We start from the raw sequence: 23,014 nt of genomic DNA on the forward strand, positions 1-23,014 counted from the left end.
GGCTTCCGGCTGTCCAGCCGCCCCGGTCCGCCCGGCGGGGGCGGTGACGCGAGATCCACCACCGGGCAGCGGAGGGGCGGGGCCGACCATGGCAGAGCCGGGCGTCGAGACGCGTACGAGGAGTTCTGTGATCACCGCGCGGGCGGCTGCCAGCTTCGATCCCGTGGGCCGGTCCGTCGCGACCGCCCGCGCATTTGTACGGGACACCCTCCAGGGCTGGGGCTACGCCGACATCGTGGACGACGCCGTCGTCCTCACCAGTGAACTCGTCACCAACGCCGTGGTGCATGCGGGCACCACGGCGGACGTGCTCTGTCTGCGCATGGAGGACGGCGTACGCGTCGAGGTGGCCGACCGCTACCCCGAACGCGAGGTACCGCTCCAGGGTGCGAGCCAGTCCTTCGGCAGCCCCGACCGCGAAGGCGGCCGCGGCCTGCTGCTGTGCGCTGCCCTCGCCGCCCGCTGGGGCGTCGAGTACGCGCCGACCCACAAACACGTCTGGTTCCAACTCGACCTCCCGCAGCGGCCTGTGGGCATCCGGTCGGCCGGCCCCGTACTCCCCGTCGAGCTCCTCCCGGTCGCCGACGGCCGCATCCGCGTCGCCGTGGTCCAGATCGACCGTTCCGGCGCCATCAATGCCTGGAACGAGGACGCGGAAGACCTCTTCGGTTACGCCGCCGGGCAGGTCACCGGCAAGCAGCTCACCGACTTCGCCGCGTGGCCGCACACCCCCGGCATCGCCACCGGCATCGTCGACGCCCTCCAGCTCTCCCGCTGGGAGGGCAGCTACGGCGTCCGCGGAGCCGACGGCCGCGTCATCCCCGTCTACGCCTCCCACCTGCGCGTACGCGATACCGCCGGCGAACCCTCAACCATCTGTCTCCTGGTGCGCGACGTCGAACGCGCCGTGATCCAGTCCCCGCAGCGCACCCCCAGCGACCACTCCGGCGGCGCCCTGTCCGAGGGCGGACGCGCCAGGGACCCGTTCGAGGTCTTCATCGGCTCGCCCGCCCCCGACGACCTCGACGGACTGCTGCAGCGCACCGTCGAGCGCTCCCGGGACATGCTGGACGCGGATTCCGCGTTCCTGCTGCTGGCGACCGATGACGAGACGGAGCTGGAAGTACGGGCTACCACCGGCCTCCCCTCCGCCCGCCAGCGCTTCGCCCGCGTCCCCGTCGAGGCCGGCACCGGCCGCTACGGCTCGGCCCGCATGCCCGCCGTCCACGAGGACCTCACGGCCGTTCCGGGCGCCGTCCCGCTCCTCAGTGATACCGGCATGCGTTCGGTGGTCACCGTCCCGCTCAAGGTCGAGGGCCGGCTCACCGGCTCGCTCGGAGTCGCCGCCGAGGCCCCGGGCCGCTACTCCAACGAAGACGCGCTGCGCCTGCAGTTCGCCGCCGACCGCATCGCGCTCGCCGTCGAGTCCGCCCGCCTCGGCGAGCTGGAACGCCTGCGCCGCGGCTCGCTCTCCTTCCTGGTCGAAGCCTCCGACCTCCTCGCCGGCACGCTCGACCGGGACCAGACCCTGGCGCTGATGGCCCAGATGACGGTCCCGACCCTCGCCACCTGGTGCGCCGTCTACACCATCGCCGACCAGTCCTCCGAGCCGTACCTCTCCTTCGTACTTCACGAGGACGAGGACCGCATCGACGGCCTCAAGGCCTTGCTCTCCAAGATCGACCCGCCCGAGCCCGTCCCCGCCCCCGGCGCCCGCATCTGGACCGCCCCCAGCGACGCCGCCCACCAGGCGTCGCTGCGTACGTCGATGCGCAGTCTCGGTCTCGGCTCCACCCCGCACCTCGGCTCGGGCATCGGCACGACGCTCGCCACGGCAGCTGCGGTCGGCGGCGAGACCGTTGTGCTGCCCCTGGTCGCCCGTAACCGGGTCATCGGCATGCTCACCCTGGGCAAGCCCACCGACGACCACTTCCGCCAGGAGATCCTCGAACTCGCCGAGGACCTCTCCCGCCGCGCCGCACTCGCCCTCGACAACGCCCGCCTGTACTCGGAGCGCACGGCGATCAGCCAGTCCCTCCAGCGCAGCCTGCTGCCGCCCGAACTGCCCCACGTACCGAACGTCGAGGTCGAGGTCATCTACCGCGCCGCCGGCGAGGGCAACGAGGTCGGCGGCGACTTCTACGACCTCTTCCCCATCCGCGACGGTGCGTACGGCTTCGCCATCGGCGACGTCTGCGGTACGGGCCCGGAGGCCGCAGCCGTCACCGGCCTCGCCCGCCACGCACTGCGCCTGCTCGCCCGCGAGGGCTTCAGCGGACCCGCCGTCCTTGAACGCCTGAACGCGGCCATCCTCGACGAGGGCGCCCGCAGCCGCTTCCTGACGCTGCTGTACGGCGAGTTGTGGCCCCAGGAGGACGGCAGCTCCATCCTCAAAATCGTCTGCGCGGGCCATCCGCTGCCGCTGCGCCTGCGCCAGGACGGCTCGGTGGAACCGGCCGCCGAACCCCAGCCGCTGCTCGGCGTCATGGAGGATCTGGAGCTGTACGAGCAGATCGTCACCCTCGACCCCGGTGACGTTCTGCTGTGCGTCACCGACGGCGTGACCGAGCGCCGCGAGGGCAGTCGGATGCTGGGCGACGACGGCCTGGCCGATGTCCTCGCCACCTGCACGGGCCTGACCGCCGGAGCGGTTGCCGCCCGCATCCTGCGGGCCGTGGAGCGCTTCGCCGCCGAGCCGGCCTCCGACGACATGGCCATCCTCGTCTTGCGCGTTCCAGAGCCGCACACCACGTAGGGAGTACGCGGAAGGCCCCCGCCAACAGGCGGGGGCCTTCCGTGTGTTGAGCCCCAATACGGAATCGAACCGTAGACCTTCTCCTTACCATGGAGACGCTCTACCGACTGAGCTATTGGGGCCTGCTGCCCTGCGGCAACGGGATAGATCATACCCGAGTCCCGGGGAGGTCTGAACCCGCCATTCGTCTGGACCGTTCGCGCCGCCGCTGTCACGATGCCCGGATGCGGACACCGCAGGCGGCCATGGAGCAAAGGAGGGCCGGCACCGTCGGCCAGAGCGGCGCTCGCATGAACCTGCCAGGACCGCCGGCGGCGGCGCCCGAGACTCCGCGGCCGGGCGACGGAAGGTGACGATGACCTGGGGCGGCCAGAAGCGCGTCTACCGAGTGCACGCACCGCCCCGCTACACCCCCGGCGCGAAGCTGCCGCTGGTCGTGGCCATGCACCCGTACCCGAGCACCGGTGAGTTCGTCGCCGCACTCAGCCGCCTCAGCGAGAAGGCCGATGAGGAGAACTTCCTGGTCGCCTACCCGGACGGCCTGAACAGCGGCTACAACGCTTTAGTCTGCTGCGGCGCCGAGGACGCGACGTCGGCTTCATCAGCGCCATGACCAAGCGTCTGGTGCAGACGTGGAAGGCCGATCCCGACCGTATCTGCGCCACCGGGATCTCCAACGGCGCCGACATGTCGTTCAAGGTGGCCGTCGAACTCCACGACACGTTCACGGCGATCGCCCCCGTGAGCGGTTACTACAGCGGCCCGGACACCGCGGACACCAGCTACGTACCGAAGACCCCGGTCGCGGTGATGACCTCATCGGCGGCCCGGACCGGATCTACGAGGACGCGGACCTGGGCATCAAGTCCTGGCAGAAACGGCTCTCGTGCACACCCGCGCCGCCACGCGAACTGCCGAAGAAGATCACGACGACCTCGGCGAAATGCGATGACGGGTCCGAGGTCGTCACGTACCGGATCCCCGACATGGGCCGTGAATGGCCGGGCGCCGAACCGGCGACATGTCGGCCCCCGAAGCGGGCGTCGATGCCACGGACCCGACCGTCGAGTTCTTCAACGACCACCCCAAACAAAGGTCCTAAAAGGCCGGTTGGAGGAGGCCGCCCAGAGCGTTGCATGCGGCGGTCACACGCTGGAGGCCACGACGTGACAGCGGCTCACCGATGGGCAGAGCAAGCGTCTCGTCCGCAGCCCGCTCGGTCTCCGGGAGACAGATGTCCCGCCGGAACCCGGGCAGCCGGTGTGCGGGCGTCTTCACGGGCACCACACAGTCGACACCCTTGCGCCGCACCGCGCGGGCGAAGGCATCGCGGTCGGGCCGCCCGTTGCCGGGCACCCGGACCACGTACTGCTCGTACGCGTGCCCCACGCAGGCCGTCGGCGTCCGCACCCCAGTCAGCCGCCTGTCCAGATAGGCGGCGTGCACCTGGCGTTGGGCGAGTGCGCTGCTGCCGGGTTCGCCCCCTTCGCGATGCTCGACGACGAACAGTCCTCGCCGGCGCCCGAGATCCTGCAACGGCCGCACGCCGGCCAGGTATCCGAAGCGCGGTACGGCAACTATGGCAGCCGTCCGCGAGGTCACGGCAGCCTCGGCGGCCTCGGCGTCCAGGCAGTACGTCGTCTCGTCGATGTCCGCGAACACGGGCAACGCACCGACGGCCAGCACAGCCTCGGCCACCTCGATGTTCCCGTACGCGGACACGATGACCTCATCGCCGGCACCGACACCCGCGGACTGCAGCATTCCGATCGTCCCCATGCGGGCGATGCTCGTCGTGCAACGTGAACACGGGGTAACAAGGCATAAAAAAACGCTGGTCCCCGAACCGAAGTTCAGGGACCAGCGTTGAATGATTGTTCGGCGGCGTCCTACTCTCCCACAGGGTCCCCCCTGCAGTACCATCGGCGCTGAAAGGCTTAGCTTCCGGGTTCGAAATGTAACCGGGCGTTTCCCTAACGCTATGACCACCGAAACACTATGAAGTTGCACAAACCGGTGACAGCACAGTTCGTTACTTCAGAACTAACACAGTGGACGCGAGCAACTGAGGACAAGCCCTCGGCCTATTAGTACCAGTCAGCTCCACCCGTTACCGGGCTTCCACATCTGGCCTATCAACCCAGTCGTCTACTGGGAGCCTTAACCAATCTAGTTGGTGGGAATACTCATCTCGAAGCAGGCTTCCCGCTTAGATGCTTTCAGCGGTTATCCTTTCCGAACGTAGCCAACCAGCCATGCCCTTGGCAGGACAACTGGCACACCAGAGGTTCGTCCGTCCCGGTCCTCTCGTACTAGGGACAGCCCTTCTCAATATTCCTACGCGCGCAGAGGATAGGGACCGAACTGTCTCACGACGTTCTAAACCCAGCTCGCGTACCGCTTTAATGGGCGAACAGCCCAACCCTTGGGACCGACTCCAGCCCCAGGATGCGACGAGCCGACATCGAGGTGCCAAACCATCCCGTCGATATGGACTCTTGGGGAAGATCAGCCTGTTATCCCCGGGGTACCTTTTATCCGTTGAGCGACAGCGCTTCCACAAGCCACTGCCGGATCACTAGTCCCGACTTTCGTCCCTGCTCGACCCGTCGGTCTCACAGTCAAGCTCCCTTGTGCACTTACACTCAACACCTGATTGCCAACCAGGCTGAGGGAACCTTTGGGCGCCTCCGTTACTCTTTAGGAGGCAACCGCCCCAGTTAAACTACCCATCAGACACTGTCCCTGATCCGGATCACGGACCGAGGTTAGACATCCAGCACGACCAGAGTGGTATTTCAAGATTGACTCCACACACACTGGCGTGCATGCTTCACAGTCTCCCACCTATCCTACACAAGCCGAACCGAACACCAATATCAAACTGTAGTAAAGGTCCCGGGGTCTTTCCGTCCTTCTGCGCGAAACGAGCATCTTTACTCGTAGTGCAATTTCACCGGGCCTATGGTTGAGACAGTCGAGAAGTCGTTACGCCATTCGTGCAGGTCGGAACTTACCCGACAAGGAATTTCGCTACCTTAGGATGGTTATAGTTACCACCGCCGTTTACTGGCGCTTAAGTTCTCAGCTTCGCCATGACGAATCATGACTAACCGGTCCCCTTAACGTTCCAGCACCGGGCAGGCGTCAGTCCGTATACATCGCCTTACGGCTTCGCACGGACCTGTGTTTTTAGTAAACAGTCGCTTCTCGCTGGTCTCTGCGGCCACCCCCAGCTCACGGAGTAAATCCGATCACCAGTGATGGCCCCCCTTCTCCCGAAGTTACGGGGGCATTTTGCCGAGTTCCTTAACCATAGTTCACCCGAACGCCTCGGTATTCTCTACCTGACCACCTGAGTCGGTTTAGGGTACGGGCCGCCATGAAACTCGCTAGAGGCTTTTCTCGACAGCATAGGATCATCCACTTCACCACAATCGGCTCGGCATCAGGTCTCAGACTATATGCACGACGGATTTACCTACCGTGCGTCCTACACCCTTACCCCGGGACAACCACCGCCCGGGCTGGACTACCTTCCTGCGTCACCCCATCGCTTACCTACTACCGCATTGGGCCGGCGGCTCCACCACTCCCCTTTGCCCGAAGGCTCCAGGGCGGCTTCACGGCCTTAGCATCAACGGATTCGATACTGGGCGTTTCAAAGCGGGTACCGGAATATCAACCGGTTGTCCATCGACTACGCCTGTCGGCCTCGCCTTAGGTCCCGACTTACCCTGGGCAGATCAGCTTGACCCAGGAACCCTTAGTCAATCGGCGCACACGTTTCTCACGTGTGTATCGCTACTCATGCCTGCATTCTCACTCGTGAACCGTCCACAACTCGCTTCCGCGGCTGCTTCACCCGGCACACGACGCTCCCCTACCCATCCACACTCCCGTTGGGGATATATGTGTGAATGACACGACTTCGGCGGTACGCTTGAGCCCCGCTACATTGTCGGCGCGGAATCACTTGACCAGTGAGCTATTACGCACTCTTTCAAGGGTGGCTGCTTCTAAGCCAACCTCCTGGTTGTCTCTGCGACTCCACATCCTTTCCCACTTAGCGTACGCTTAGGGGCCTTAGTCGATGCTCTGGGCTGTTTCCCTCTCGACCATGGAGCTTATCCCCCACAGTCTCACTGCCGCGCTCTCACTTACCGGCATTCGGAGTTTGGCTAAGGTCAGTAACCCGGTAGGGCCCATCGCCTATCCAGTGCTCTACCTCCGGCAAGAAACACACGACGCTGCACCTAAATGCATTTCGGGGAGAACCAGCTATCACGGAGTTTGATTGGCCTTTCACCCCTAACCACAGGTCATCCCCCAGGTTTTCAACCCTGGTGGGTTCGGTCCTCCACGAAGTCTTACCTCCGCTTCAACCTGCCCATGGCTAGATCACTCCGCTTCGGGTCTAGAGCGTGCAACTCATGCGCCCTATTCGGACTCGCTTTCGCTACGGCTTCCCCACACGGGTTAACCTCGCTACACACCGCTAACTCGCAGGCTCATTCTTCAAAAGGCACGCAGTCACGACGCACTGAGTAAACTCAATGCGCGACGCTCCCACGGCTTGTAGGCACACGGTTTCAGGTACTATTTCACTCCGCTCCCGCGGTACTTTTCACCATTCCCTCACGGTACTATCCGCTATCGGTCACCAGGGAATATTTAGGCTTAACGGGTGGTCCCGCCAGATTCACACGGGATTTCTCGGGCCCCGTGCTACTTGGGTGTTGCACAAGCAAGCCGTTGATGTTTCAGCTACGGGGGTCTTACCCTCTACGCCGGACCTTTCGCATGTCCTTCGCCTACACCAACGGTTTCTGACTCGCCCAACAGCCGGCAGACTGTTGAAGTGCAATCCCACAACCCCGTATGCGCAACCCCTGCCGGGTATCACACGCATACGGTTTGGCCTCATCCGGTTTCGCTCGCCACTACTCCCGGAATCACGGTTGTTTTCTCTTCCTGCGGGTACTGAGATGTTTCACTTCCCCGCGTTCCCTCCACATACCCTATGTGTTCAGGTATGGGTGACAGCCCATGACGACTGCCGGGTTTCCCCATTCGGAAACCCCCGGATCAAAGCCTGGTTGACGGCTCCCCGGGGACTATCGTGGCCTCCCACGTCCTTCATCGGTTCCTGGTGCCAAGGCATCCACCGTGCGCCCTTAAAAACTTGCCCACAGATGCTCGCGTCCACTGTGCAGTTCTCAAGCAACGACCAGCCACCCATCACCCCGCTCCGAAGAACGAGTGCACTGGGGCCGGCATCGCGAAGATAAGGACCGAAGTCCGTACCCTCAGATACCCAACAGCGTGCCCGACCCGGCCAATCCAGACTGTGTTCCACGCCGAAGCAGTACTAACAGTCCCAACCAACCGTGCCGAATAGTCAACGTTCCACCCATGAGCAACCAGCACCGGACGTTCGCCGATGAACTGGCCTCTGACCAAACCGAAGCCTGGTAAGAAGTGCTCCTTAGAAAGGAGGTGATCCAGCCGCACCTTCCGGTACGGCTACCTTGTTACGACTTCGTCCCAATCGCCAGTCCCACCTTCGACAGCTCCCTCCCACAAGGGGTTGGGCCACCGGCTTCGGGTGTTACCGACTTTCGTGACGTGACGGGCGGTGTGTACAAGGCCCGGGAACGTATTCACCGCAGCAATGCTGATCTGCGATTACTAGCAACTCCGACTTCATGGGGTCGAGTTGCAGACCCCAATCCGAACTGAGACCGGCTTTTTGAGATTCGCTCCGCCTCACGGCATCGCAGCTCATTGTACCGGCCATTGTAGCACGTGTGCAGCCCAAGACATAAGGGGCATGATGACTTGACGTCGTCCCCACCTTCCTCCGAGTTGACCCCGGCGGTCTCCTGTGAGTCCCCATCACCCCGAAGGGCATGCTGGCAACACAGGACAAGGGTTGCGCTCGTTGCGGGACTTAACCCAACATCTCACGACACGAGCTGACGACAGCCATGCACCACCTGTATACCGACCACAAGGGGGCACCTATCTCTAGGTGTTTCCGGTATATGTCAAGCCTTGGTAAGGTTCTTCGCGTTGCGTCGAATTAAGCCACATGCTCCGCTGCTTGTGCGGGCCCCCGTCAATTCCTTTGAGTTTTAGCCTTGCGGCCGTACTCCCCAGGCGGGGAACTTAATGCGTTAGCTGCGGCACCGACGACGTGGAATGTCGCCAACACCTAGTTCCCAACGTTTACGGCGTGGACTACCAGGGTATCTAATCCTGTTCGCTCCCCACGCTTTCGCTCCTCAGCGTCAGTAATGGCCCAGAGATCCGCCTTCGCCACCGGTGTTCCTCCTGATATCTGCGCATTTCACCGCTACACCAGGAATTCCGATCTCCCCTACCACACTCTAGCCTGCCCGTATCGAATGCAGACCCGGGGTTAAGCCCCGGGCTTTCACATCCGACGTGACAAGCCGCCTACGAGCTCTTTACGCCCAATAATTCCGGACAACGCTTGCGCCCTACGTATTACCGCGGCTGCTGGCACGTAGTTAGCCGGCGCTTCTTCTGCAGGTACCGTCACGTCCGGGAAAACCCAGTCGCTTCTTCCCTGCTGAAAGAGGTTTACAACCCGAAGGCCGTCATCCCTCACGCGGCGTCGCTGCATCAGGCTTTCGCCCATTGTGCAATATTCCCCACTGCTGCCTCCCGTAGGAGTCTGGGCCGTGTCTCAGTCCCAGTGTGGCCGGTCGCCCTCTCAGGCCGGCTACCCGTCGTCGCCTTGGTAGGCCATTACCCCACCAACAAGCTGATAGGCCGCGGGCTCATCCTTCACCGCCGGAGCTTTTAACCCCTCCCCATGCAGGGAAGAGTGTTATCCGGTATTAGACCCCGTTTCCAGGGCTTGTCCCAGAGTGAAGGGCAGATTGCCCACGTGTTACTCACCCGTTCGCCACTAATCCACCCCGAAGGGCTTCATCGTTCGACTTGCATGTGTTAAGCACGCCGCCAGCGTTCGTCCTGAGCCAGGATCAAACTCTCCATGAATGTTTGCTCGTAATCGAGCTCACACACACTTAGAGCGGAACAGATCGGGCCGGAATATGGCCCGCTGTCCTCAGCGTCCTCGCTGTGTTCGCCTGACCACCACAAGGGCGGCCAGGACTTTTCAAAGGAACCACCAACCCACCAGAGGTGGGCCGGGGTATCAACATATCTGGCGTTGACTTTTGGCACGCTGTTGAGTTCTCAAGGAACAGACGCTTCCTTTGTACTCACCCTCGCGGGCTTTCCTCCGAGCTATCGTTCAGCACTTCGTGTTTCCGACTCTATCAGACGCTTTCGCGTCCGCCTTCCTCGGCGCTTTCCAGTTCTTCGCTTTCGCGTTTCCCTTTCCGGCGACTCCGACTTTATCAGAAGTTCTGAGTCGGAATTCCCGACCGTTCCGAGTGGTCCGGACACACCAGGGTGCCGGGCCCTTCCCGTTCAGGCGGAGACGTAAACGTACTGGAGCGGGGCGCCCCGATGCAAATCGAGGTGCCCCGCTCCCAGTTGGTGTGCTAGGCGGCCCGTCAGACCTCGACGACGACGGGCAGGATCATCGGGCGCCGGCGGTAGGTGTCGGAGACCCACTTGCCGACCGTGCGACGGATGAGCTGCTGGATCTGGTGTGTTTCGAGGACGCCGTTGGAGGCCGACTTGGCGATGGCCTCTTCCATGCGCGGAACCACAGCCGTGAAGGCCGAGTCCTCGATGCCGGAGCCGCGAGCGTGGATGTTCGGGCCACCCACGATCTTGCCGGTGGCGGTGTCGACCACGACGAAGACCGAGATGAAGCCTTCCTCGCCCAGGATGCGGCGGTCCTTCAGGTGGGTCTCGGTGACATCCCCGACCGACAGGCCGTCGACGTACACATAGCCCGCCTGGACCTTGCCGACGATCTTCGCGCGGCCGTCGATCAGGTCGACCACCACGCCGTCCTCGGCGATGACGATGTGGTCCTTGGGAACACCCGTCAGGGCGCCGAGCTCGGCGTTGGCGCGCAGGTGGCGCCATTCGCCGTGGACCGGCATCAGGTTCTTCGGCTTGCAGATGTTGTAGAAGTACAGCAGCTCGCCGGCCGAGGCGTGTCCGGAGACATGGACCTTCGCGTTGCCCTTGTGGATGACGTTGGCGCCCCAGCGGGTCAGACCGTTGATGACCCGGTAGACCGCGTTCTCGTTGCCCGGGATGAGCGACGACGCCAGGATGACGGTGTCGCCCTGGACGATGCGGATCTGGTGGTCACGGTTGGCCATGCGGGACAGCGCCGCCATCGGCTCGCCCTGCGAGCCGGTGCAGACCAGTACGACCTCGTGATCGGGCAGGTCGTCGAGGGTCTTCACGTCGACGACCAGGCCGGCCGGGACCTTCAGGTAGCCCAGGTCGCGGGCGATGCCCATGTTCCTGACCATCGAGCGGCCCACGAACGCGACCCGTCGCCCGTACTCGTGGGCGGCGTCGAGGATCTGCTGGATGCGGTGCACATGGCTGGCGAAGCTGGCGACGATGATCCGCTTCTGGGCGTTCGCGAAGACCGTGCGCAGGACGTTGGAGATGTCGCGCTCGGGCGGGACGAAACCAGGGACCTCGGCGTTGGTGGAGTCCGAGAGCAGAAGGTCGATGCCCTCCTCTCCGAGCTTCGCGAACGTCGGGAGGTCGGTGAGGCGGCGGTCCAGCGGAAGCTGGTCCATCTTGAAGTCGCCCGTGTGGACGACCATGCCGGCCGGCGTACGGATGGCGACGGCCAGCGCGTCCGGGATGGAGTGGTTGACCGCCACGAACTCGCAGTCGAAGGGGCCGACGCGCTCGCGGTGGCCCTCCGTGACCTCAAGGGTGTACGGGCGGATCCGGTGCTCTTGGAGCTTCGCCTCGATCAGGGCGAGGGTCAGCTTGGAGCCGATCAGCGGGATGTCCGGCTTCAGGCGAAGCAGGAAGGGGACGCCACCGATGTGGTCCTCGTGGCCGTGCGTGAGCACGATGCCTTCGATGTCGTCGAGACGGTCCTTGATGGACGTGAAGTCCGGCAGGATCAGGTCGATGCCTGGCTGCTCCTCCTCGGGGAAGAGCACACCGCAGTCGACGATGAGCAGGCGGCCGCCGTACTCGAAGACCGTCATGTTGCGGCCGATCTCACCGAGACCGCCGAGCGGGGTGATGCGCAGGCCGCCCTTCGGGAGCTTGGGCGGCGTACCGAGTTCAGGATGCGGATGACTCAAAAGACTCTCCTCACCACACGCGCCACGTACCGCGGAGGCACGTGGCGCGCATGACATTCGTGCACTTGCTGTTGTCTGTGGGATTCCTGCGTATTCAGTTGTGAAGTTCGGTGTGTGAAGCCTGTGGCTAGAGCTGTACGCCGCCGGCTGCGAGGTCCCTCTTGAGCTGCGCCTCTTCGTCGGGCGTGAGCTCCACCAGGGGAAGGCGCAGCGGGCCCGCGGGCAGGCCCTGCAGGGTGAGGGCGGCCTTGGTGGTGATGACGCCCTGGGTGCGGAACATGCCGGTGTAGACCGGCAGCAGCCGCTGGTGGATCTCGGTCGCCTTGCGTACGTCGCCGGCCAGGTGCGCCTCGAGCAGTGCGCGCAGCTCGGGGGTGACGACGTGGCCGACGACCGAGACGAAACCGACCGCGCCGACGGACAGGAGCGGCAGGTTGAGCATGTCGTCGCCGGAGTACCAGGCCAGGCCGCTCTGGGCGATGGCCCAGCTGGAGCGGCCGAGGTCTCCCTTGGCGTCCTTGTTGGCGACGATCCGGGGGTGCTCGGCCAGCCGCACGAGTGTCTCGGTGTTGATGGGGACGCCGCTGCGGCCCGGGATGTCGTACAGCATCACGGGGAGCCCGGTGGCGTCCGCGATGGCTGTGAAGTGCCGGAGCAGGCCCTCTTGCGGGGGCTTGTTGTAGTACGGCGTCACGGCGAGGAGGCCGTGGGCACCGGTCTGCTCCGCGGCGCGGGCCAGCTCAAGGCTGTGGCGGGTGTCGTTGGTGCCGACCCCGGCCACGACGTGGGCCCGGTCTCCGACGGCCTCCAGCACGGCCCGTACCAGGTCGTTTTTCTCCGCGTCACTGGTGGTCGGGGACTCGCCGGTGGTGCCGTTGACGATCAGCCCGTCATTGCCCGCGTCCACCAGGTGGGCGGCGAGACGCTGGGCGCCGTCGAGGTCGAGTGCGCCGTCCGCCGTGAAGGGCGTGACCATGGCGGTGAGGACCCGCCCGAAGGGGGTCTGCGAAGTGGAGATCGGAGCCATGGGTAACACGCTACTCGCTGCTCAACGCGTGGTGTCCCCTCGGGGGGAGGTCGGACGTGGGAGAAGAGGTGGGAGAAGACGTAGGAGATGGGGTAGAACCCGGCACTGCCTGCTCGGGGGTTCAAGCAGTGCCGGGTCCGTTTGATCAGCCTAGATGACATTCCCGAACTCCGGCAATACGGACACTTCGGGCGAGCGGCCCGTACATCTGTGCGTCCTACGTCGTCCCTGCGGCGTTCCTACGGCGCGACCCGCCCGTTGCCGTTGAAGGCCGCGTAGGTGAGGGGCATGAGCTTGGCCCAGTGGGCTTCCATCTGCTCCCCCACCATTTCGATCTCGCGCTGCGGGAAGGACGGCACCCTGGCGAGCTCGTGCTGGGTGCGCAGGCCGAGGAAATGCATCAGCGAGCGGGCGTTGCAGGTGGCGTACATCGACGAGAAGAGGCCGACGGGGAGCACCGCGCGGGCGACCTCGCGGGCGACTCCGGCGGCGAGCATCTCCTGGTACGCGTCGTACGCCTGGCGGTACGCGTCCTCCATGGCGCGGCTCGTGACCTCCTGCTGGGCCTGGGTGCCGTCGACGAACTCGTACTTGCCCGGGCGGCCCTGCTGGACGAGCTTGCGGGACTCACCGGGGACGTAGAAGACCGGCTCCAGCTCCCTGTAGCGGCCCGATTCCTCGTTGTACGACCAGCCCACGCGGTGGCGCATGAACTCGCGGAAGACGAAAATCGGGGCGCTGATGAAGAAGGTCATCGAGTTGTGCTCGAAGGGGCTGCCGTGGCGGTCCCGCATCAGGTAATTGATCAGGCCCTTGGAGCGCTCGGGGTCCTTGCTGAGCTCCTCCAGGGACTGCTCGCCGGCGGTCGAGACACGGGCGGCCCACAACACGTCGGAGTCACCGGCGGTGTGCTTCACCAGCTCGACGGTGACGTCGCTGCGGAAGCTGGGTTCGGCGGTCTCGGGGGGGGTGCCATCAGGGGTAACAGTCACCGGCGGGTCCTTCCATGTACGTCGCTCGGGCGCCCCACACTCTAGGGGCTCGGCTCGCGTCGCTGTGCCGCCCAGCCCCCCGGCCAGCCCTGTGAGACATGGTTCGGCCAATTCAGGGAAATCGGGCACCAAGTGACAGTTTTCTACGTCTGACTCTGTAGAAGCCCGAGTACCAGAGCAAATGATCAAAGGAGTACCGCCCCATGCTGCGCCGGCGAGAGTCCGTCCCCTTCGCATTCGTTGCCGAGGCCGACCGATTCCGCAGTAACGTCACCCCGCCACCCCCCGAGCGTCCCAGCGCGTCCCAGCTCATGGGCCGTGCGCTGATCGGTCTCACCGTCGTCGCGGGACTGGCCGGATCGCTGCTCTTCGCAGTACCCGCCCTCGATCCCGCCCGCGCGCCCGGCGCTACCCAGCAGTCCGAAGCGGCCCACGGGCGCTGACGGGCCTGACGGGCCACAGGAGACCGACAGGACAGGGGTACTGACTCGTCCGGACCCCCTGGGGTGGCTCGCGAAGGGTCGCCTCGGTAGCCTCACCGGGCACAGCCCAATCGAGCGTGCTGGTGAGTGAGGATCAGTCGTGCCCCTGCCCTTCCTGACGGCCGACCGTGCTTTCGAAGCGTCCGGTGAGACTTCCGACGATGTCGCGCTGCCCTTCGACGACCACGATCAATGGCGCCGTCCCTACCGCCCAGGACCGTGGCGCGTCGGGGCGGCGGCGCTGCTTCTGCTACTCGCGTCCATCATCCTGCTGGCAGCGATGATCATCGCCTTCGCCGGTGCGCTGCCGGGCGCGGGCCTGTGCATGGCCGTTGCCGTGGCCGTCATCAGCTGCGCGCTGCGCCTGCTGCGGGTCGGTGCCTGGGTCAGCCGGCACGGGCTGCGGCGCGTGGGCTTCATCACGACGGTCACCGTGCCGTGGCATCAGGCCACTACCGTACGCACGGTCCAGCAGCCGGTGCGCTGGCTCGGGCTGCCGCGCACGGTTCAGGGGCAGGCCCTCGTACTGGAACAGCGTGGCGGTGAGCGGCTGGCGCTGCTCACCGACCACAACGCGGACTTCCTCTCGCGGGTGGAGGCCTTCGACCGGGCCGCCGACACGGTCGAGGCCTGGGGCGACGAGTACCGGCCCGGGTGAGTCGTGCCCGGGTGAGTCGTTCAGGCATGTGAGTGGAGGGGGCCTCCGACGCGGACGCCCCCTCCACTCACATGCCCATGCCTGCTCAGACGGCTCTGCCGTCGTGGAGTGCGATCGCTTTCTGCATCGCCTTGCGGGCACGCGGCGTGTCCCGCGCGTCGTGGTAGGCGATCGCGAGGCGGAACCAGGCACGCCAGTCGTCCGGTGCGTCCTCGGTCTCGGCCCGGCGCCTGGCGAAGACCGCGTCGGCGGAGTCACGGTCGATGCGTCCGCCCGGCGTACGTACCAGTTCGTCTACGGGCAGGCCGCCTTCGGCCTCCAGCTTCGCGGACAGGACGTCCGCCTTGCGGGCGAACTGTGTGGTGTGCCAGAGGAACCAGATACCGATGGCCGGGAGGACCAGTACCGCGATGCCGAAGGTGACGGTGAGGGCGGTGCCCTCCCGGATGAGCAGGTAGCCGCGGCTTCCGGCCAGGACGAAGTAGACGACCAGGACGGCGGCCAGGACGAAGTATGTGATCTTTGCGCGCATGGCTGTTCGTGCCGTCAGTTCAGGTCGAGGAAGTTTTCCAGGCCGAAGGTGAGGCCGGGAGTGGTCACCACGCGGCGCGCGCCGAGCAGGATGCCCGGCATGAAGCTGCTGTGGTGCAGGGAGTCGTGCCGGATCGTCAGTGTCTCGCCCTCGCCGCCGAGGAGCACTTCCTGGTGGGCGAGCAGGCCCCTGAGCCGAACGGAGTGGACGCGTACGCCGTCCACGTCGGCGCCGCGCGCGCCGTCCAGCTCCGTGGCCGTGGCGTCGGGCTGCGGGGCGCTGCCGGCCTTGGCGCGCGCCGCGGCGATGAGCTGGGCGGTGCGGGCCGCGGTGCCCGAGGGGGCGTCGGCCTTGTGCGGGTGATGGAGCTCGACGACCTCGACGGATTCGAAGTACGGGGCCGCCTGCTGGGCGAACTTCATGGTCAGGGCGGCGCCGATGGAGAAGTTGGGTGCGATGAGCACACCCGTCCGGGGGAATGCGTCGAGCCAGGAGCCCAGCTGGGCGAGGCGTTCGTCGGTCCACCCGGTCGTGCCGACGACGGCGTGGATGTTGTGGCGTACCAGGAAGTCGAGGTTGCCCATCACCGAGGCGGGGGTGGTCAGCTCGACCGCGACCTGGGCGCCCGCTTCGGCCACGGCTTCCAGCTTGTCGCCCCGGCCGAGCGCCGCCACCAGCTCCATGTCGTCCGCGGCCTCGACGGCCCGTACGGCCTCGGAACCGATACGTCCCTTGGCACCGAGAACAGCCACGCGCAGCTTGCTCATTGCTTGCTTCTTTCTACGACGCTTCTACGACTTCTACGATTTCTACGACGTCTCTAGGTGACTGATGCGTGCAGGCGGTCGGCCTGCTTGTCCTTGAGCGGGCCGATGACCGACAGCGAGGGCCGGTGGCCCAGGACGTCGGCTGCCACGGTTCGTACCTCGTCGGGGGTGACGGCCGCCATCCTGGCGAGCATCTCGTCGACGGACATGTGCTCGCCCCAGGCCAGCTCGCTCTTGCCGATGCGGTTCATGAGCGCGCCGGTGTCCTCCAGGCCGAGGACGGTGGAGCCGGAGAGCTGGCCGACGGCCCGGGCGATCTCCTCGTCGGGCAGTCCGTCCGAGGCGACCTTGTCGAGCTCGTCGCGGCAGATCTTCAGTACGTCGTGGACCTGGCTGGGCCGACAGCCCGCGTAGACGCCGAAGAGCCCGCAGTCCGCGAAGCCCGAGGTGTACGAGTAGACGCTGTAGGCCAGGCCGCGCTTCTCCCGTACCTCCTGGAAGAGCCGCGAGCTCATGCCGCCGCCGAGGGCGGTGTTGAGTACGCCGAGCGCCCAGCGGCGGTCGTCGGTGCGGGCCAGGCCCGGCATGCCGAGGACGATGTGCGCCTGTTCGGTCTTGCGGCCCACCAGCTCGACGCGGCCCGCGGTGCGGATGGCGCGGGCGCCTTCGCGCGGGGCGAGCGGGACGGCGTCGGTGTGGGAGAGGGCGCCGGCCTTCTCGAAGGCCTTGCGGACCTGGCGTACGACCGTGGCGTGATCCACGTTGCCCGCGGCCGCGACGACGAGGTGCGTCGGGTCGTAGTGTTTCTTGTAGAAGCGGCGGATCCGGTCGGCCGTCAGGGCGTTGACCGTGTCGACAGTGCCGAGCACCGGCCGCCCGAGGGGGGTGTCGCCGAGCATCGTGTGCGCGAACAGGTCGTGCACACAGTCGCCCGGGTCGTCCTCGGTCATCGCGATCTCTTCGAGGATGACGCCGCGCTCGGCGTCGACGTCCTCGGCCGTGATGAGCGAGCCCGTCAGCATGTCGCAGACGATGTCGATGGCCAGCGGCAGGTCGGTGTCCAGGACACGTGCGTAGTAGCAGGTGTACTCCTTCGCCGTGAAGGCGTTCATCTCGCCGCCGACCGCGTCGATGGCGGAGGAGATGTCGAGGGCGCTGCGCTTGTGGGTGCCCTTGAAGAGGAGGTGTTCCAGGTAGTGCGTCGCGCCGTTCAGCGACGGCGTCTCGTCTCTGGAGCCGACGTGCGCCCAGATGCCGAAGGTGGCGGAGCGGACGGAGGGCAGGGTCTCGGTGACGACGCGCAGGCCTCCGGGGAGGGTGGTCCTGCGGACCGTACCGATGCCGTCCTTGCCCTTGAGCAGTGTTTGGGTACGGGCGACGGCCCGCCCCTCCGAGGAGGTGCGGGCCGTCGTCACGGAACTACGGGATGTCACTGGTCGGAGTCGGCCTTCTGGTCGTCCTCGGAGCCCTCTTCGCCCTCGATCACGGGGACCAGGGAGAGCTTGCCGCGTGAGTCGATCTCGGCGATCTCGACCTGGACCTTGTGGCCCACACCGAGCACATCCTCGACGTTCTCCACGCGCTTGCCGCCGGCGAGCTTGCGGATCTGCGAGATGTGCAGCAGACCGTCCTTGCCGGGCATCAGGGAGACGAAGGCACCGAAGGTGGTGGTCTTGACGACCGTACCCAGGTAGCGCTCGCCGACCTCCGGCATCGTCGGGTTCGCGATCGCGTTGATCGTCGCGCGGGCCGCCTCGGCCTGCGAGCCGACCTGGGCACCGATGTAGATGGTGCCGTCGTCCTCGATCGTGATGTCCGCGCCGGTGTCCTCCTGGATCTGGTTGATCATCTTGCCCTTGGGGCCGATGACCTCACCGATCTTGTCCACCGGGATCTTGACGGTGATGATCCGCGGGGCGTTGGGGGACATCTCGTCCGGCGTGTCGATCGCTTCCATCATCACGTCGAGGATGTGGAGGCGGGCGTCGCGGGCCTGCTTGAGGGCCGCGGCCAGGACGGAGGCCGGGATGCCGTCCAGCTTGGTGTCGAGCTGGAGGGCGGTGACGAATTCCTTCGTACCGGCGACCTTGAAGTCCATGTCACCGAACGCGTCCTCGGCGCCGAGGATGTCGGTGAGGGCGACGTAGTGCGTCTTGCCGTCGATCTCCTGCGAGATCAGACCCATGGCGATACCGGCGACGGGGGCCTTCAGCGGCACACCGGCGTTCAGCAGCGACATGGTGGAGGCACAGACCGAGCCCATGGACGTAGAGCCGTTGGAGCCGAGAGCCTCGGACACCTGACGGATCGCGTACGGGAACTCCTCGCGCGACGGCAGCACCGGCATCATGGCGCGCTCGGCGAGCGCGCCGTGGCCGATCTCGCGGCGCTTGGGCGAGCCCACGCGGCCGGTCTCACCGACGGAGTACGGCGGGAAGTTGTAGTTGTGCATGTAGCGCTTGCGGGTCACCGGGGAAAGAGTGTCCAGCTGCTGCTCCATGCGGAGCATGTTGAGGGTGGTGACGCCCAGGATCTGCGTCTCGCCACGCTCGAACAGCGCCGAGCCGTGCACGCGCGGGATGGCCTCGACCTCGGCGGCGAGCGTACGGATGTCCGTGACGCCGCGGCCGTCGATGCGGACCTTGTCCTTGATGACGCGCTCGCGGACCAGGTTCTTGGTCAGCGCGCGGTACGCACCGGAGATCTCCTTCTCGCGACCCTCGAACTGCGGGAGCAGCTTCTCGGCGGCGATCTCCTTGATGCGGTCCAGCTCGGCCTCGCGGTCCTGCTTGCCGGCGATGGTGAGCGCCTGCGTGAGCTCGGACTTGACGGCGGCGGTGAGCGCCTCCAGCACGTCGTTCTGGTACTCGAGGAAGACCGGGAACTCGCCGGTGGGCTTGGCAGCCTTGGCGGCGAGGTCCGACTGGGCCTTGCAGAGGACCTTGACGAACGGCTTCGCGGCCTCAAGACCGGCGGCGACGATCTCCTCGGTCGGAGCCTCGGCGCCGTCGGCGACGAGCTGGATCGTCTTCTCGGTGGCCTCGGCCTCGACCATCATGATCGCGACGTCGCCGTCCTCCAGGACGCGGCCCGCGACCACCATGTCGAAGACGGCGTCCTCGAGCTCGGTGTGCGTCGGGAAGGCGACCCACTGGCCCTTGATCAGGGCGACACGGGTGGCGCCGATCGGGCCGGAGAAGGGCAGGCCCGCCAGGATCGTGGAGCAGGAGGCGGCGTTGATCGCGACCACGTCGTACAGGTGGTCGGGATTGAGCGCCATGATCGTCTCGACGATCTGGATCTCGTTGCGCAGGCCCTTCTTGAAGGAGGGGCGCAGCGGGCGGTCGATCAGGCGGCAGGTGAGGATCGCGTCCTCGGAGGGGCGGCCCTCACGACGGAAGAAGGAGCCGGGGATCTTGCCGGCTGCGTACATCCGCTCCTCGACGTCCACCGTCAGGGGGAAGAAGTCGAGCTGGTCCTTGGGCTTCTTGGAAGCGGTCGTGGCCGACAGCACCATGGTGTCGTCGTCCAGGTACGCCACGGCGGAGCCAGCGGCCTGACGGGCGAGGCGGCCCGTCTCGAAGCGGATGGTGCGGGTGCCGAAGGAACCGTTGTCAATGACGGCCTCGGCGTAGTGGGTCTCGTTCTCCACTAGCGTTGTCTCCTGATGCTTGGCGTCTTTCGTCCCCCAGCCCGTGTGGCGCGGGGACGGTGGCGGAGAAGCGCTTCTGCTGCGGGCCGGTCTTCGATCGAAGACCCCGGGGTGAAGGTGCTCCGGGGGCCACTACCGAGGACCGGCGGCGGGGAATCCGCTTCTCGGTCATTCTGGGTCGTTCTAGGTCGTTCTGTTTTCCGTTGTACGACCAGACTACTGAGCGTCCGGTACGTCTCGCACGTACAGCAAAGGGAGCGATCCCCTAGAAGTGGGGGACCGCTCCCTTCACGGCGTCCGTCTTACTTGGCGCCGCCGGCCGCGCCACGGCGGATGCCGAGGCGGTCGACCAGGGCACGGAAGCGCTGGATGTCCTTCTTGGCCAGGTACTGCAGCAGGCGGCGGCGCTGGCCGACCAGGATCAGCAGACCACGGCGGGAGTGGTGGTCGTGCTTGTGCGTCTTCAGGTGCTCGGTCAGGTCCGAGATCCGGCGCGAAAGCATGGCGACCTGGACCTCGGGGGAGCCGGTGTCGCCTTCCTTCTGAGCGAACTCGGTCATGATCTGCTTCTTCGTAGCGGCGTCGAGCGGCACGCGTACTCCTCTTGGTCTTCGTAGCCACCGAGTGCCCCAGGTCTAGGTCTCTGGGGAGCTTCCGTTACTCGGGAGGCGCGGTCCGTCGGGCGCAGCCTCCGATTACTCTGAAGGCGCGTACACAAACGACCGTCACACAGCGTACCAGTCAGTCAGGACGTCATCGCCCACGGGTCGCCCGGACACCCCCTAGCTAGGCGAATGCGGGGAGGGCGAGCAGCGCGTTGCCCTGCGCGACGAAGACGCGGTTGCCGCTCCCCACCACTCGGTACGACCCGGCGTCGTCGTCCAGTGGGTAGGTCCAGTACCGTCGGCGGTCGTCGTGGCCCACGGCCCACACCTCCATGTCTTCGGCCATGTGGGGGGTGAAGTTCATGGCACACACGGTATTGCCCTGCAGGGTGACCGGGCTGTGGGTGAAATACCCCTTTGCCGACCTCCACGACTTGGTGCCGTCGTCGGCGTCGTAGCCCATGACATACGGTCCCGCAGTCGCATAGACGTTCTTCCCATGAAGGAGGGGCGGGCCTGCAGCCACGGGCCTGCCCTCGAACACTTCGGTCTCGGACCACTGCTCGGTACCGTCGGCGAGACTCCGGGCGGTGAGCGACCTTCCGTTTATGTAGACGGTCCCTCCGGAGGCCACCGGACGGATCTTTTCCTCGGCCGGGCTGGCCTGATCCGGAATGTCCCATACGGGCCGACCGCTGGCGGAATCGACGGCGATGACCGCACCGGAGTCCGTGGTGACCACCAGGCGCCCTTGTGCGGCCAGGCCTGTCGGCCGCCTCTTCGATTCCAGATTGACCTTGGCACGCGCCGTCCAGCGGGTCGCGCCGTCGAGGCGGCTGATGCTGCGCAGGCGGCCGTCCTCAGTGGCGACGTACACCGCTGTGTCGTCCGCGGCGATGAGGGACCGGGCTTCGGCGGCAGGCGATGTCCACCTGGGTTCTCCCGTCGATGCCACGAACGTGACCAGAGCGCCCTTGGCGTCGGCGGCTGCGATCAGCGCGTCCGACAAAGAGAGGATTCCGGCGGCCGCGTCGGGCTTCGGCGCAGTCCAGCGGAGCTTTCCGTCCTCCACGCCGTGAGCGGCGATGCCCCCGTTCTTGGCGGCGAAGACGATGACATCGCGTACGGGCAGAGGGGTCCAGGCCTCTTTGCCGATCACCGACAGTGGCCCCCATATGGGTGTGGGGTTTGTGCCAGGGGTGTTGCCGCCCGCCACGGGTCGAAGCCGCGCAAGCTGGGCCTCAGGAGTGTTGGCAGTCGGCGGCAGGGCGAAAGGATCGGACTGCTGAGGTTCTCGCAACCACCAGGCGGCCGAGCCACCTGCGGCCGCGATCACGGTGCCGCCGACGGCGAGCGTGGTGAGCAGCCGGCGCCGCGACATGCGGTAAGGGCTACCGGTTCCGGAGACGGCGGTGGTCAGCTGGTGAACCTTGCGCTCCCGCTCCTTGATGTCGCCGGCGAGAGGGCCCTGGCGCCAGATGCGCTCCGCGCCCCGGGGCGGCGCGAAAGCTGTTGTCATCTGATGCGGTGTGGGTCTGAGGGCGGGGTCCTTACCGAGGCATGGCGCGAGGAGCCGTAGAAGGCCCGGCGGAACGGCGCCCAATTGGGGGGCACCGTGAACGACCTCGTACTGCACGGCAGCGACATGTCCGCCGCTGAAGGCCGCGGAACCGGTGGACGCGTACACGAGGACGGCTCCCAGCGAGAACACATCGGCGGATGGGCCGACGCGCCGGCCCAGTGCCTGCTCGGGGGCGCCGTAGCCGGGGGTGACCGGCACCTGGCCGGTGGTGGTGAGGGTGAGGCCGTGCTCGGGGCGGGCTATACCGAAGTCGATGATGCGGGGACCGGCTGAGGTCAGCACGATGTTGGCGGGCTTGAGGTCACGGTGGACCAGGCCGGCCGCGTGGATGTCCACCAGAGTGCGGGCGAGTGCGCTGGCAAGGGCGCGCACCCCCGGTTCATCGAAGGGTCCATGGGCTCCGACGGCCTGGTCGAGAGTGGGGCCGGTCAGGAACTCGGTGGCCATCCATGGCCGCCCGCCTTCGGTCTGCGCAGCGAGTACACGTGCCACACCCGTGCACGTGACAGCTCGCGCCATCTGAGCCTCTCGGACGAAGCGCCGGGCGAGGTTCTGGTCGTGTGCGAGTTCGGGTCTGAGCACCTTTACGGCGGCTGTGCCTCCGTCGCTGTCCTGCCCGAAGTACACCTTTCCCATACCGCCTTCGCCCAGTACGCCATGGAGCCGGTAGGGACCCAGGCGCAGTGGGTCGCCGTTGCTGAGGGGGTGCATGGGCAGGCT

The 23,014-nt window shown here is 66.0% G+C and carries 15 protein-coding genes, 1 tRNA gene and 3 rRNA genes; 4 read left to right on the forward strand and 15 right to left on the reverse strand.

Translation table 11 applies throughout. The features are described 5' to 3' along the window. Positions 1-88 precede the first annotated feature (88 nt). Positions 89-2,755, forward strand: a complete 2,667-nt coding sequence (locus ACU6WZ_RS05295; RefSeq protein ID WP_447031955.1) for a SpoIIE family protein phosphatase — start codon at positions 89-91, stop codon at positions 2,753-2,755. Positions 2,756-2,804: 49 nt separating this feature from the next. Here the strand turns inward: ACU6WZ_RS05295 and ACU6WZ_RS05300 are convergent. Further along, a tRNA-Thr gene (locus tag ACU6WZ_RS05300) sits at positions 2,805-2,877 on the reverse strand. Between the two features lie 233 nt (positions 2,878-3,110). On the opposite strand from ACU6WZ_RS05300, the gene ACU6WZ_RS05305 reads away from it, so the two are divergent. After that, the gene (locus ACU6WZ_RS05305) at positions 3,111-3,368 is read left to right on the forward strand and encodes an alpha/beta hydrolase family protein (RefSeq protein ID WP_447031957.1); all 258 of its coding nucleotides are present in this window, start codon (positions 3,111-3,113) and stop codon (positions 3,366-3,368) included. A 225-nt stretch (positions 3,369-3,593) separates the two neighbouring features. On the opposite strand, the gene ACU6WZ_RS05310 is transcribed toward ACU6WZ_RS05305, so the two are convergent. From ACU6WZ_RS05310 to thyX, 8 genes are all read right to left on the reverse strand, one after another. Beyond that, the gene (locus ACU6WZ_RS05310) at positions 3,594-3,725 is read right to left on the reverse strand and encodes a hypothetical protein (RefSeq protein WP_447031958.1); all 132 of its coding nucleotides are present in this window, start codon (positions 3,723-3,725) and stop codon (positions 3,594-3,596) included. Between the two features lie 128 nt (positions 3,726-3,853). Continuing rightward, positions 3,854-4,519: a DegT/DnrJ/EryC1/StrS family aminotransferase gene (locus ACU6WZ_RS05315; RefSeq protein WP_447033869.1), complete on the reverse strand. Its 666-nt coding sequence runs from the start codon at positions 4,517-4,519 to the stop codon at positions 3,854-3,856. Positions 4,520-4,631: 112 nt separating this feature from the next. Further along, a 5S ribosomal RNA gene (gene rrf / locus ACU6WZ_RS05320) occupies positions 4,632-4,748 on the reverse strand. Positions 4,749-4,822: 74 nt separating this feature from the next. Continuing rightward, positions 4,823-7,946: ribosomal RNA gene (locus ACU6WZ_RS05325) — 23S ribosomal RNA — on the reverse strand. A gap of 301 nt (positions 7,947-8,247) precedes the next feature. Beyond that, positions 8,248-9,787, reverse strand: a 16S ribosomal RNA gene (locus tag ACU6WZ_RS05330). The 16S, 23S and 5S rRNA genes sit together here, the layout of an rRNA operon. Positions 9,788-10,311: 524 nt before the next feature. Then, positions 10,312-11,997, reverse strand: coding sequence for a ribonuclease J (locus ACU6WZ_RS05335; RefSeq protein WP_447031960.1), 1,686 nt, complete (start codon positions 11,995-11,997; stop codon positions 10,312-10,314). Positions 11,998-12,124: 127 nt separating this feature from the next. Beyond that, positions 12,125-13,024, reverse strand: a complete 900-nt coding sequence (dapA, locus tag ACU6WZ_RS05340) for a 4-hydroxy-tetrahydrodipicolinate synthase (RefSeq protein ID WP_447031961.1) — start codon at positions 13,022-13,024, stop codon at positions 12,125-12,127. Between the two features lie 239 nt (positions 13,025-13,263). Beyond that, positions 13,264-14,016 carry an FAD-dependent thymidylate synthase gene (thyX, locus tag ACU6WZ_RS05345; protein WP_447031962.1) on the reverse strand — a complete coding sequence of 251 codons (753 nt, stop codon included), beginning with the start codon at positions 14,014-14,016 and terminating at the stop codon, positions 13,264-13,266. A gap of 203 nt (positions 14,017-14,219) precedes the next feature. On the opposite strand from thyX, the gene ACU6WZ_RS05350 reads away from it, so the two are divergent. Together ACU6WZ_RS05350 and ACU6WZ_RS05355 are read left to right on the forward strand one after the other, a co-directional pair. Further along, positions 14,220-14,459, forward strand: a complete 240-nt coding sequence (locus ACU6WZ_RS05350; RefSeq protein ID WP_447031963.1) for a hypothetical protein — start codon at positions 14,220-14,222, stop codon at positions 14,457-14,459. A gap of 139 nt (positions 14,460-14,598) precedes the next feature. Then, complete coding sequence (locus tag ACU6WZ_RS05355) at positions 14,599-15,156, forward strand: SCO5741 family PH domain-containing membrane protein (protein ID WP_447031964.1); 558 nt, start codon at positions 14,599-14,601, stop codon at positions 15,154-15,156. Between the two features lie 85 nt (positions 15,157-15,241). Here the strand turns inward: ACU6WZ_RS05355 and ACU6WZ_RS05360 are convergent, their stop codons facing one another. The 6 genes from ACU6WZ_RS05360 to ACU6WZ_RS05385 form a co-directional block, all read right to left on the reverse strand. Continuing rightward, positions 15,242-15,688, reverse strand: a complete 447-nt coding sequence (locus tag ACU6WZ_RS05360) for a tetratricopeptide repeat protein (RefSeq protein ID WP_447031965.1) — start codon at positions 15,686-15,688, stop codon at positions 15,242-15,244. A 14-nt stretch (positions 15,689-15,702) separates the two neighbouring features. Further along, on the reverse strand, positions 15,703-16,455 hold the full coding sequence (gene dapB, locus ACU6WZ_RS05365) for a 4-hydroxy-tetrahydrodipicolinate reductase (protein WP_447031966.1): 753 nt from the start codon (positions 16,453-16,455) through the stop codon (positions 15,703-15,705). Between the two features lie 53 nt (positions 16,456-16,508). Next, positions 16,509-17,888 (reverse strand): M16 family metallopeptidase, encoded by a 1,380-nt coding sequence (locus ACU6WZ_RS05370; protein WP_447031967.1) that lies wholly within the window; start codon positions 17,886-17,888, stop codon positions 16,509-16,511. Further along, positions 17,885-20,107 (reverse strand): polyribonucleotide nucleotidyltransferase, encoded by a 2,223-nt coding sequence (locus ACU6WZ_RS05375; protein WP_447031968.1) that lies wholly within the window; start codon positions 20,105-20,107, stop codon positions 17,885-17,887. Before ACU6WZ_RS05375 ends, ACU6WZ_RS05370 begins: the two co-directional genes overlap by 4 nt. Positions 20,108-20,409: 302 nt before the next feature. Continuing rightward, a complete protein-coding gene (gene rpsO / locus ACU6WZ_RS05380; protein ID WP_018551846.1) occupies positions 20,410-20,700 on the reverse strand; it encodes a 30S ribosomal protein S15 in 291 nt (96 codons plus the stop codon). 193 nt (positions 20,701-20,893) lie between these two features. Next, positions 20,894-23,005, reverse strand: a complete 2,112-nt coding sequence (locus ACU6WZ_RS05385) for a protein kinase domain-containing protein (protein ID WP_447031969.1) — start codon at positions 23,003-23,005, stop codon at positions 20,894-20,896. Positions 23,006-23,014 lie beyond the last annotated feature (9 nt).

This window comes from Streptomyces hypolithicus, assembly GCF_052934925.1.